This is a genomic window from Vicinamibacterales bacterium (assembly GCA_036504215.1).
Taxonomy (GTDB): Bacteria; Acidobacteriota; Vicinamibacteria; order Vicinamibacterales; family Fen-181; genus FEN-299.
Genome location: DASXVO010000016.1, coordinates 313,162 through 324,122, shown reverse-complemented (window position 1 = coordinate 324,122; position 10,961 = coordinate 313,162). Strand labels below are relative to the sequence as shown.

9 protein-coding genes are annotated in these 10,961 nt (G+C 67.8%); 4 read left to right on the top strand and 5 right to left on the bottom strand.

What is annotated here, in order from left to right; translation table 11 throughout:
• Positions 1 to 27: 27 nt before the first annotated feature.
• The 3 genes from VGK32_03940 to VGK32_03930 all read right to left on the bottom strand — a co-directional run bounded on the left by VGK32_03940 (position 28) and on the right by VGK32_03930 (position 4,272).
• Positions 28 to 948, bottom strand: coding sequence for a hypothetical protein (locus tag VGK32_03940; protein HEY3380891.1), 921 nt, complete (start codon positions 946 to 948; stop codon positions 28 to 30).
• A 2-nt stretch (positions 949 to 950) separates the two neighbouring features.
• Positions 951 to 2,300 (bottom strand): iron-sulfur cluster-binding domain-containing protein, encoded by a 1,350-nt coding sequence (locus VGK32_03935; GenBank protein HEY3380890.1) that lies wholly within the window; start codon positions 2,298 to 2,300, stop codon positions 951 to 953.
• A gap of 661 nt (positions 2,301 to 2,961) precedes the next feature.
• The gene (locus tag VGK32_03930; GenBank protein ID HEY3380889.1) at positions 2,962 to 4,272 is read right to left on the bottom strand and encodes an aminotransferase class V-fold PLP-dependent enzyme; all 1,311 of its coding nucleotides are present in this window, start codon (positions 4,270 to 4,272) and stop codon (positions 2,962 to 2,964) included.
• Positions 4,273 to 4,392: 120 nt separating this feature from the next.
• On the opposite strand from VGK32_03930, the gene VGK32_03925 reads away from it, so the two are divergent.
• Positions 4,393 to 5,973: a M20/M25/M40 family metallo-hydrolase gene (locus tag VGK32_03925; protein ID HEY3380888.1), complete on the top strand. Its 1,581-nt coding sequence runs from the start codon at positions 4,393 to 4,395 to the stop codon at positions 5,971 to 5,973.
• Between the two features lie 69 nt (positions 5,974 to 6,042).
• Positions 6,043 to 6,501 carry a hypothetical protein gene (locus VGK32_03920; GenBank protein HEY3380887.1) on the top strand — a complete coding sequence of 153 codons (459 nt, stop codon included), beginning with the start codon at positions 6,043 to 6,045 and terminating at the stop codon, positions 6,499 to 6,501.
• 199 nt (positions 6,502 to 6,700) lie between these two features.
• Here VGK32_03920 and VGK32_03915 read toward each other — a convergent pair whose 3' ends face one another.
• Together VGK32_03915 and VGK32_03910 are read right to left on the bottom strand one after the other, a co-directional pair.
• A complete protein-coding gene (locus VGK32_03915) occupies positions 6,701 to 7,405 on the bottom strand; it encodes a putative metalloprotease CJM1_0395 family protein (GenBank protein HEY3380886.1) in 705 nt (234 codons plus the stop codon).
• A gap of 108 nt (positions 7,406 to 7,513) precedes the next feature.
• A complete protein-coding gene (locus VGK32_03910; GenBank protein ID HEY3380885.1) occupies positions 7,514 to 8,842 on the bottom strand; it encodes an amino acid permease in 1,329 nt (442 codons plus the stop codon).
• 106 nt (positions 8,843 to 8,948) lie between these two features.
• On the opposite strand from VGK32_03910, the gene VGK32_03905 reads away from it, so the two are divergent.
• Entirely contained in the window at positions 8,949 to 9,449 is a 501-nt protein-coding gene (locus tag VGK32_03905) for a CAP domain-containing protein (GenBank protein HEY3380884.1), read from the top strand.
• A gap of 41 nt (positions 9,450 to 9,490) precedes the next feature.
• Positions 9,491 to 10,834, top strand: coding sequence for a Xaa-Pro peptidase family protein (locus VGK32_03900; GenBank protein HEY3380883.1), 1,344 nt, complete (start codon positions 9,491 to 9,493; stop codon positions 10,832 to 10,834).
• Positions 10,835 to 10,961 lie beyond the last annotated feature (127 nt).

Below are 10,961 nucleotides of genomic sequence, written 5' to 3'. Positions count from 1 at the left end.
CTCGGAGTGGAGCTGGTCATCTCGGCGTCATCCCTGAAGGAGGTAGGCGTAGCCGAAGTAGATCGCCAGCACGATGTGGACGAGGGCGATCCCGAACATCACGTAGACCAGGGGCTGATGGAACACGTGCCACAGTGCGAAGAGCCGACGCGTCCGGTCGAGATACGCCAGACGACGAAGGAGCAGCGCACGGTCGCCTGCAAGACGCGTGACCTCATGCACTCGCTGCCGGTCGAGCCCGGCGCGTCGCAGGCGGCGATGAACCCCGCGCAGACGGACGTAGTCGCGCACCGGGCTGACGAGGTAGTCCCACCACGAGGCCGCGTCGTAGGTCGGCTGCACGGCGCGTTCCGCGGCATCGATCTCCGCGAGCAGCGACGGATCGACGCCGGTGGCCGCCAGGTTCGTCCTCAGACCCACTGCGCGGGTCAGAATCTGGTCGTAGCTCAGTTCCGTGCCCCGAATCGTTCGCGGCAGACGGACGTAGAGATAGCGCCCGACGAATCCCGACAGCACCACCGCCACCATCGACCAGTACGCCACCGAGATGACCCCGTTGAACTTCATCGCCGCATGAAACGTCACCAGCACCGGGCCGACGGTTCCGCAGAAGACGTGCACGTCGAGCCAGTGCTTCATCTGCCCCAGATTCGACAGCCGCTTCCACTTCTTCCTCACCGAGTAGGCAACCGGCACGAGCATCATCAGCAGGCCGACGACGCCCAGGACGTGGCCGATCGGCCCCGACGGGTCGAGCATCCGATGGGCCGGCGCGTAGGCCCTCACGCGCAGCGGGGTCGCGTAGTAGTCCCAACCGCCGGCGACGAAGAGCACCCACACGGCGACGGCGAGGGCCGCGAGCCCACTGGCGGTGAGGACGTTGAAGATCGCGGAGGGGCGCCACCAGTCATCGGCGCGTCCGCGGGGTGTCGTCACAACGTCCGCCATCGCTACGCTTCGACCTCGCAGTCGCCGTCCAGCCACGTCACGCAGGGCAGCACGTAGCCCCTGGCCCGATCGTCCGGATCCATCGCGTCGGATGCGCATACGGGCCGGCCCGAGACCACGCGCGTCCGACATGTGCCGCACACGCCCGACCGACACAGCGACGGGATATCCACGCCCGCGTCCTCGGCCGCTTCGAGCAATGACTGACCCTCCAGCACGGGGACGGTCCGCCCGCTCTTCGAGAGTCTGAGCCGGCCGCCACCAGTGCGCGCCGGCATGCCGGCACGCGCAGCTTCTCCGCCCGGGACCGACGCGCCCAGCGCGACGGCTACCTCGAAGGCTTCCGCTCGAATCTGTGCGGCCGGCACGTCGAGGCGCTCGAGCAGCGCGCGCGTGTCATCGATCATGGCCAGCGGGCCGCACAGCATGAAGATCGAGCCGGCGGGGTCGGCCACCGTCTCCCGCACCAGCGCTTCGTCGATCCGCCCCCGCCGATACACATCAACCGTCGTTTCGCCGGTCAACGAGATCACGATCTTGATCTGGGGGTGCAGGCGCGCGATGAGCGCCAACTCGTCGCGGAACGCGATGTCGGCGTGCGTTCGCACGGAGTAGAGCAGCGTGACAGCGCGGGTCGGATCGGAGGCCGTCGCGTGCCGGAGCATGCTCATGAGCGGCGTGATTCCCACACCGCCGCCGATGAGAACCAGGGAACGTTCCTCACCCTCCGGGTAGACGAACTGGCCGCCCGGCGGGCGCACGATCAGGCTGGCGCCGGGGCGGACGGTGGCGTGGAGCAGGTTGGACACCTGGCCCTGACGCCGCACGGACATCTCGAGATAGCCGATCGTCTCCGGCGAGGAACTGATCGAATAGCAGCGCACCTGCGTGCGGCCGTCCGTCTGCACCTGCACCGCGAGGAACTGGCCGGCCTGGAAGCTTAAGCCCGGCGGACGCCCGACGCGGAACGTGCGAATCGTCTCCGTCTCGTCGCGGACGGCCAGCACCGGTACTGCGGTCACCAGAGACGCTGGACGATCCGCGCGACCAGCGCCGCGAGCGGGGACGCATTGCCTGACCGCTCCTGGCGTCTCGGCTCGGGCCCCTGCGACGTCGCGGGCCGGGATCAGTTTCTCGCACGCAACGAACCAGAGGAGATGAGTCGCGAGTCCGGCCGCGAGACCGGCCGGCGTACTCAGCGTCCACGGGGCGGCGGCCAGCGCGAGCGACGGGAGCGCGATCAGCCACACCGCGGGAGCCGGCGTCCGATGCAGCCTGAGGACGAGGAGGCCCGCGTGAATCGTCGTCACGAATGCGAGCACCGACGACGGCGACGGCGTGGAATCGATCATCGACTGTTTGTGCAAGAAGACCCGTCGGGCTGGTTTGCAAGCTCGGTGCCGGATGAGCGGACAACGGGCCGAATCACGAACTCGCAGGCGTTTGGGGGGCATTCGCGACCGATGCCCAAGGCGGCGGAGCGGTGCACATTCGGTGTGTGCGGCGTGTAACAATTACACAGTTACATCACGAGGGCGCCCAGGCGATGCGACCGCGGGCATATCGGACATATTTAGTCCTGAATCGCTCGATTCTTGGTACTGCGGTTCACAGGTTCGGCAACGTATTCGGTCACGCAGCGAGACGCACCGGGGGCCGGTGCCGACCGTGCTGCACCTCCACGGGGTCGTGGGCGGCAATCCGGCGGTCGGTCCGCACCTTTTCGGCGCGGCCTCGGCAGCCGCCTCCTCTGTGTCGGGCTGGAAGGACACCGCGAATGCGATGCCCGGGCAGGTGACCAGTCTCCTCGTGCGGTGGGACCAGGCTGCGTGTGGCACTGCCACATCCTCGATCACCAGGACAACGAGAGGATGCGGCCCTACAAGGTCAGCAAGCAGACGACGATCCGTGTGTCCGATCGAGCCAACGTCCCGCGGGTCAGCAGGCTCGCGGGGCGTTTCGCTTGCAGCGGACCGGGGCCCGTCTGCGGATCGGGTCGCGGTGCGGTGCGATCTATGCCGAGATGTACTTCCGCACTGCCGCCACGGTGCGGTCGACCTCCGCTTCCAGGTTGTAGAAATGCGGCGAGAGGCGGATGCCGGGCCGGTCGGCGCCGCTGCGCGCCGTGCATGCAATCCGTTCCCTCTCGTAGAGCGTGCTGGCGAGCTTCGCCGGGTCGAGGTGCCCCGGCTTGAACGTGACGATGGCCGCCGACCTCGCAGGGTCGCGCGAAGTCCACAGCGTGACGCCGGCCACTTCGTTCAGTTGCGCCATCAGCCGCTGCGCGAGGAGCCGCGACCGGGTCTCGATCACCGTCCGCCCGATCCGCGTCTGGAACCTCAGCGCCTCGGCAAAGCCGATCATCGCCGCCTCGTCGCGCTGGCCGAGCCCGCCGTGAGTCTTCGAGATGCCGAGCGCGCCGGCGTACAGGCTGATGACGCTCGGCCAGAGCTGCGCCTGCACCCGGCGGTTCACGTAGAGCACCCCGACCTCGCGCGGCCCACACGGCCACTTGTGCGCGCTGCCCGTGAAGAAGTCGGGCTGCATGTCGGACAGGTCGATGTCGAGCACGCCGAACGACTGCGCCGCATCAACCAGCGTGAGCGCTCCGCGTTCGCGGGCCACGCGGCAGATCTCCCTGGCCGGGATCAGGTCGCCGGCAGATGCCGTGACATGAGTGATCGCGACGAGCTTCGTCCGCGGCGTGATCGCCTTGGCAAACGCTTCAACGTAGTAGTCCGCGCCGGGGTGCGGGCTCACGATCTGCACCACCGTGACCGTGAAGCCCGATCGGCGAGCCTTCTCGCGGAACGCCGCGTGGGCGCTCGGGTGGTTGTCCGACAGGATCACGACCTCGTCGCCCGCTTTGAGGTCGAGGCCGCTCGAGACGATGTTGTTGCCCTCTGACGTATTGCGCGTGATCAGAATCTCCTCGGGGCTGACCCGAAGCGTGTCGGCGATCGTGCGGCGTGCCGCCTCGCGGCCCTCACCGGCCTTCCGCCTGTTCTCGATCGAGGGATCCCGATCGATATCCTGTGTCACACGCGTCAACGCCTCGATGGCGGGCGCCGACGAAGGGCAGAGATTCGCCGCGTTGAGGATGGCCAGGTCCGGCGGGACCAGGAACTGCTGCCGCACGCCGCGCCAGAAGGCCTCATCGGGGGACGCTGGAGTCGGCGGCAGCGCACCGGGCGCCTGGCCGCCCGGCAGTCTCTCGTCTCCCGACCGGCCGTTGCCGAGGAGCGGTGCAGCCAGAACGGTGGCCGGCCCGCCGAGTGCCAGCAGCCTGGCGAACCTACGACGACCGAAGCTCGGAGTGGACATCTCGATCTTTCCTCCTGGGTGCGAATCCTACACGTGTTGTGGGGGCCTTGGCGACAGGAGGAGTACAATGCGGCACCTTGACCGGATCGACAACACTGCTGGTGCGGAGGAGGGGACGAGATGGCGTACGTCAGCGGGGCCGCAACGACTGGAAACGCGAGCCGGGCTCGACGCATGCGTTACGTGCGGTCGCTCGCAGTGGTGCTCGTGGGTGGTGCGGTTGCCGCGCTCGGCGGTCAGACTTCTGATCTGCGCGGCGACGTGGACAAGTGGGTATCCGGCCACCAGCGGGCGATTGTCAGCGAGTTGGTGGACCTGCTGTCGATCCCCAACGTCGCGGCCGATCGCCCGAACATGGCGCGCAATGTCGAGGCCATCCGCGCCATGCTCGCCCGGCGCGGCCTTCGCACCGAGGCGCTGGCGACCGCCGGCAACCCGCTCATCTACGGCGAACTGACCGTGCGCGGCGCCACGCGCACCGTCCTCGTCTACGCGCACTACGACGGCCAGCCGGTGGACCCCAGGGGCTGGCGGCAGCCGAGTCCCTTCACACCGATCCTCCGTGACGGCCGTCTCGAGGACGGCGCCCGCGAGTTGCCAGGACTGCAGAGCCGCGATCGCTTCGAACCCGACTGGCGGCTGTACGCACGCTCGGCGTCAGACGACAAGTCCCCGATCGTGGCGCTGTGCGCGGCGCTCGACGCGCTGACCGCGGGAGGACGTACGCCGACCGCCAACGTCCATGTCGTGCTCGACGGCAACGAGGAGGCGGGTTCGCCGGACATGATCCCGGCGATCTCGCGGCACCGAGATCTGTTCAAGGCGGACCTGATGGTCATCCTTGATGGTCCCGTGCACCCAAGCGGCCGCCCGACGCTCGACTTCGGCGCACGCGGCATCCTGGGGCTCGAACTGACCGTGTACGGACCGAAGTTCGGCTTGCACAGCGGGCACTACGGCAACTGGGTTCGCAATCCGGCGTTCGAACTGGTCCGGCTGCTCGCCTCGATGAAGGACGATGCGGGACGCGTGCTGGTGCAGGGGTTCTACGATGGCCTCGAGCCGCTCGCGCCCGAAGAGAGGGCGATGCTCGACGCCGTGCCGGACGATGCGCCCGCGTTGAAGCGGCTGTTTGGAATCGCCGAGACCGAGATGCCGGGCCTGTCGCTCCAGGACGCCGTGCAGCGTCCATCGCTGAACATCCGCGGCCTCTCGAGCGCGTTCGTGGGCGGGAACGCCCGCACGATCATCCCGGATCGGGCGGTGGCCGCAATCGACATCCGGCTGGTCAAGGAGACGCCTTCCGGCCCGATGCTCGATCGTCTGAAGGCCCACATCGCCCGCCAGGGCTACTTCGTCATCGACCGCGACCCGGACGACGCGACGCGTGCGGCTCACGGGCGAATCGTCAAGCTGGAGGTGGAACCCGGGGGCACGAATGCCTACCGGACGTCGCCGCTGGCCCCGGAATCGCGTCGCCTGGTGGCGGCGCTCACCCGCGCGTTCGGCCAGCCGCCGGTGCAGATCCGAACGAGCGGCGGCACGGTGCCCATTGCCCCGTTCATCGACGTGATGGGATTCCCGGCGATCAGCGTGCCGATCGTCAACTTCGACAACAACCAGCACGGCGAGAACGAGAACCTGCGGATGGGCAACCTGTTCACCGGCATCGCCACGCTGGCAGCCGTGCTGACCATGTAGGCGGCGCGGGCTGCCATCGTCCACGCCGGCCATCGACCGGGCGGCGCGTGACGGGCAAAGGAGAGCAGCGTGGCTGACCTGCTCGAATGCGTCATTCAGATCAAAGGTGTGGCAGACACGCCGCGTCGCCTCGTTCAGCGGGTCGAGGCGTGGCTGGCCGAGGTCGGTGCCTCGGATGGCGACGCCGTCGCTCGCGATGTCGTATGGACCTTGGCGGTGCGGGAGGCGTGGGTCCGTGAGAGCCTGCACCTCATGCTCTCGGCTGACCGCCCTCAGCTCTCCCCACTCGCCGCCGTTCCGCCGGCCTCAGCAGACGACCGGGCGGTGGGTGCGGGTGTGGAGCGGTTCACGTCGCAGCGGGAGGCGATGATTGGCGTCCTGGACCGGTGTTCGGCCGACGATCTGAACAGGGTCGGTCTCGAGCCGTCCCGCGGAGCCATGACGGTGGCCGACCTGGTGGCCCTGGTTCTCGCCTTCGACACGGATCAGCTCGGGCGCCTCGTCGTCCCGGGCACGCGAAGTCACTGACGCCGGGGCGAGCGGGGAACCTGCTCAGCACCCCTGGCAGAGCGACAGCTCGGCGAGGTGCAGAATTCGGTTCGCTGGCGTGGCGTTTCGGTGGCAGATCGGCGGGACCGGAGTGACATTCCGGCAGGCGGGCGCACACGAATCCTGGCCGGCGCGCGGTGCGCTGTCGTGTGGCGTATTCAGCGCGACGGCATCCGAATCATCCGTTCTCGCTCACGTGCGGGCCGGAGGCGCGTTTCGCTTCTGCCTGCTGCTCTTCCTGCTGGCGCGCCAGCTCCTGCCGGGCGTGAGTCGCCAGACTGACCGCGAGCGCCGCTGCCGCGCGATCGGCGGCCGATGAATCGCCGGGCGCGAACGACGCCTGCTCGATCTGTTCAGCCTTGCGCAGCGTGGCCTGCGGATCACCCGGAACGGGACTCGTGTCGATCGAGAGCTGACCGCCCACGGCATAGAGATGCCCGTCGGGTCCCAGCTGGTACGTGTACGAGACCGTACCCTTCGCGAGGCTGCCGGCCGCCGCGGCGTGCGCCTGCTCGTGGGAGCGCACCTTGCGGTCCTGTTCCTCCAGTTGCTGGACCGCACGCTGCTGCTCGGTCTTCTCGGCCGCTTCTCTGTCGTCTGCCGCTGCGCTCGTTTCGGCGTCGTCGGTCTCCGGCCGCGTCTGACTGGCGCGCAGTTCCTCGATCATGGCCTGCCGAGCGGCTTCGCGAGCCTCAGGCGACAAGGCCAGGCTGATCCCATCGTCGGGCGGTGCGGTGCCAACGCGGTTCGGGTCGTCCGGGCTGGCGTGCTGGTTGATGGCCTGGACTTTCCGCGGCGGAGGCGATGAGGTGGGCGGCGGGATCACCCGATGGTGAACCTGCGCGTGACCCTGGGTGGGGTCCACCACGTTGACGATGCGCATATGTCGACTCCTTCGTAGAGGCCTTCTACGCCTCGACGTCGTAATCGGCAGGGCTTGGGGAAACTTTAATCGGCCTCGATCGCCGCGTTGCGAACGCCGTGCCAGAGCTCAGGCGGGGCGTCCATCTGCGCGCTTTGCTGTCTTCCAGTAGTAGTAGACGGGAACGCCGAGCGCGAGGAAGGCCAGGCCGGCCCACGCCTGAGCGGGCCGCTGGACGAGCGTCATCGCAACGAACCAGGCCGACATCGCGACGAAGAACAACGGCGTCAGCGGATAGAGCGGCACGCGGGCCAGCCGTTCCGCGTCCGGCAGGCGTCGTCTGAAGACCATCACGGCGGCCGCAGTGAGACCGAAGAAGATCCAGTCGGTGAAGACCACGTACGATATCAGGTTCTCGAACGTGCCCCAGAAGAGAATCAGGACGACAGCCCAGAGCGACTGCGCGACGATGGCGAAGGCCGGGGTCCGGAATCGGGGGTGCACCTCGGCGACGCGCCGGAAGAACAGGCCGTCGTTGGCCATGGCAAAATAGATGCGCGGCGCGGTGAGCGTGTAGATGCCGACGACGCCGAACGTCGAGATGAAGATGGCCAGGGAGATCAGGCCGCCGCCCATGGGGCCGATGACGCGGGAGACCGCGTCGGCGGCCACGCGCGGCGACTCGGCAATTTCCTGCGGCGAGAGCATGAACATGTAGGCCACGTTGGTGGCCACGTAGAGCAGCGTCACCGCGGCCGTGCCGATGACCATCGCGAGGGGCAGGGTGCGTCGCGGGTTCTTGATTTCGGCAGACGCGTACGTCGCATGCTGCCAGCCGCCCGTGGACCACAGCACGCCGACCATGGCGGTGGCGAGCGCGCCGCCGAGGCCGCCCGGGACCGCAGCGACCGGCCAGGAAAACGTCGTCGTGTGGCTCGACCCCAGGGTGAACCCCACGAGGATCAGTGACGCGATGCCGCCGATCTTCAGGACCGTGAAGACGTCGGCGAACAGGGCCCCCGCCTTGACCCCCAGGACGTTGATGGAGGTGAGCAGCAGCAGACCCCCGACCGCAATGGCCTTGGTGCCAACGGGGCCCAGGGGAACGAAGTAGCCGAAGTAGGTGGCGAAGGCCACACTGAGGGCGCCCAGACCGCCGGCATTGCACACCAGGAAGTACGCCCACCCGAAGAGAAAGCCGACGAGGTCGCCGTAGGCCTCCTTGAGATAGACGTACTGGCCGCCCGCGCGCGGCATCAGCGCCGCAAGTTCGGCAAAGGTCAATGCTCCGGACAATGCCATGAGGCCGCCAACCAACCAGACCGCGATGATCAGGAAGGGAGATTGCAGAGCATGGGCAATGAGCGCCGGGGTGAGGAAGATCCCGGACCCGATCGTCCCCCCGATGGCGATCATCGTCATGTCGAACAGGGTGAGGGTTCGGCGCAACTCGGCCATGGCGCCGCAGCTTAGCACGAACTCCTGATCCGCCGACCGCGCAGGCCGTCTGGACCTGCGGCGTCGGCCTCGCCCGGAAGCGCGTCTGAGGAGCTGACGACCGGCTATGCGTGTCACCCGTCGGCACTTTCTGTCGTCGGTTGTGCTCGGCAGTTCGTACATCCTGCTGTACACGCGTCAGGGCCTGACGGCGGCCGAGGATGCCGTGGCCAATCTCGAATTCCACGTCTTTCTCCTCACAAATCAACAACGATCTGCACGAAACCTGGCCGCGCTGGTGGCGTCCGAGCCCCTGTCGGAGGTGGCGCGTGGCCACAGCCGCGAGATGCTCGCCCGGAACTTCTTCGATCACCGGACACCGGAGGGTGTGGGCCCGGCACAACGTCTCGCCCAACGGGGACTCCGGTACGACGCCTGGGCCGAGAACATCTTCATGTCCACCGGAGGTTCCGCCGACCCGTCGCAACTCGCCTCGATGATTGTCGGCGGCTGGATGTCTTCCGAGTCCCACCGGAGTAATATTCTCCAGCCCGACTTTCGCTTCCTGGGCGTTGGCGCCGCGGTCGAAGGGCGTCACGTCACGATCACAGAACTGTTTGCGGCCTGACCGTACTGCAAAGCCACGTGGGCGGCCGGGCGGAGGATCCAATGCCGTTGGGGAGCGCTCGCGTGTTCGTGTGTGTGTCGGCGGCGGTCGTGCTGCTTGGCGGGATGAGGCCTGCGGGCCAGCGGACCGGGCTGCCGATCGAGGAGGTGGTGGCACGCCGTCAAGCGTTGATGCGTGAGGTCGGCCACGGTCTCGTCGTGCTATTCGGCAACGAGCGGCAGGAGGGGGCGGGCCACTTTGCGCAGGACAACGACTTCTACTACCTGACGGGGCGCGATGACGCGAATGCGATCCTCGTGATGGCGCCAAAGAGCGGCCAGTCGTTCCTGTTCCTGCCCGAGCAGAATCCCCGCGAGATCATGATCGAGGGGGCGAACCTGTTGAAGGACCCGCACGCCGCCGAGGTGGCCGGTGTCACGGCTGTTCATCCGTTGACGTACTTCGACGAGTTCCTGGCGCGCAACCTTGTCTCGAACGGCCTCGAACTGCACGTGCGCCTCTCGCCGCACGATACCGTGGCCGGTGCGCGGTATGAGTCGGCCCTGATGGTCGCGCGCCGTTCCCGCATTCACTACAACGACCAACTGCCCATCGACCAGTATCGCCTCGTCAAGCTGCGGGAGCGGTATCCCGCGGCCACGCTGCGTGACGTCACGCCGCTCGTCGACGCGATGCGCGTGATCAAGACGCCAGCCGAGATCACGGTCATGCGCCGCAACGGCCAGATCTCGGCCGAGGGGGTGCGTCAAGCGATGCTCGCGTCTCGACCCGGTGTGTTCGAGTACGAGATCGAAGCGGCGGCGATGGGCTACGTGCTGAAGCGTGGAGCGCGCGGGCCGGCGTACGCGCCGATTGTCGGCTCGGGCCCGAACACGTGTGTGTGGCACTACGACGACAACGGCCGCCAGGCCGAGGCGGGGGATCTCGTGCTGATGGACTTCGGGGCCCAGCTCGATCACCTGACGATGGACATCACGCGGACGTGGCCGGTGTCGGGGAAGTTCACACAGGAACAGCGGAGGGTGTACGAGCAGGTCCTCGAAGTGGAGAAGGCATGCATCGACGCCTATCGCCCCGGCGTGACCGAGGCGGACGTGAAGCGTGCGGTGGCCGACGCCTTGAAGCGGAAGGGGATTGACGCCGGCGGCCTCGAGGGCGGCTTCGGGCACCACGTCGGTCTCGCGACGCACGACGTGGGCGCGATCGATCGGCTCCGCGAAGGGATGGTCTTCGCGATCGAGCCGGCCCTGTACTTTCCCGACAAGCAAATCGGCATCCGTGTGGAGGACACGGTCCTGATCACTCGGGACGGATGCGAGGTGCTGACGCGCGGCGTGCCGAAGGAGATCGCTGAGATCGAGGCGCTGCTGGCGACGAGGCGGTGAGCGGGTGCCGGGTCAGGACGCCTCTGCTCGGCGTCGGCAGGCGGTCGGCACTCCAGGCGGGCGGCGGAAACCCAGCGAAGCTTCGCCTCGAGCCGCCGAACTCGCTCGCCCACGCTGTTTCTGGGCG

What these genes read in the sequence shown, in the direction of transcription:
- VGK32_03940 (HEY3380891.1), bottom strand. Translation starts at nt 948, where the DNA reads ATGGCGGACGTTGTGACGACACCCCGCGGACGCGCCGATGACTGGTGG.
- VGK32_03935 (HEY3380890.1), bottom strand. Translation starts at nt 2,300, where the DNA reads ATGATCGATTCCACGCCGTCGCCGTCGTCGGTGCTCGCATTCGTGACG.
- VGK32_03930 (HEY3380889.1), bottom strand. Translation starts at nt 4,272, where the DNA reads ATGTCCACTCCGAGCTTCGGTCGTCGTAGGTTCGCCAGGCTGCTGGCA.
- VGK32_03925 (HEY3380888.1), top strand. Translation starts at nt 4,393, where the DNA reads ATGGCGTACGTCAGCGGGGCCGCAACGACTGGAAACGCGAGCCGGGCT.
- VGK32_03915 (HEY3380886.1), bottom strand. Translation starts at nt 7,405, where the DNA reads ATGCGCATCGTCAACGTGGTGGACCCCACCCAGGGTCACGCGCAGGTT.
- VGK32_03910 (HEY3380885.1), bottom strand. Translation starts at nt 8,842, where the DNA reads ATGGCCGAGTTGCGCCGAACCCTCACCCTGTTCGACATGACGATGATC.
- VGK32_03905 (HEY3380884.1), top strand. Translation starts at nt 8,949, where the DNA reads ATGCGTGTCACCCGTCGGCACTTTCTGTCGTCGGTTGTGCTCGGCAGT.
- VGK32_03900 (HEY3380883.1), top strand. Translation starts at nt 9,491, where the DNA reads ATGCCGTTGGGGAGCGCTCGCGTGTTCGTGTGTGTGTCGGCGGCGGTC.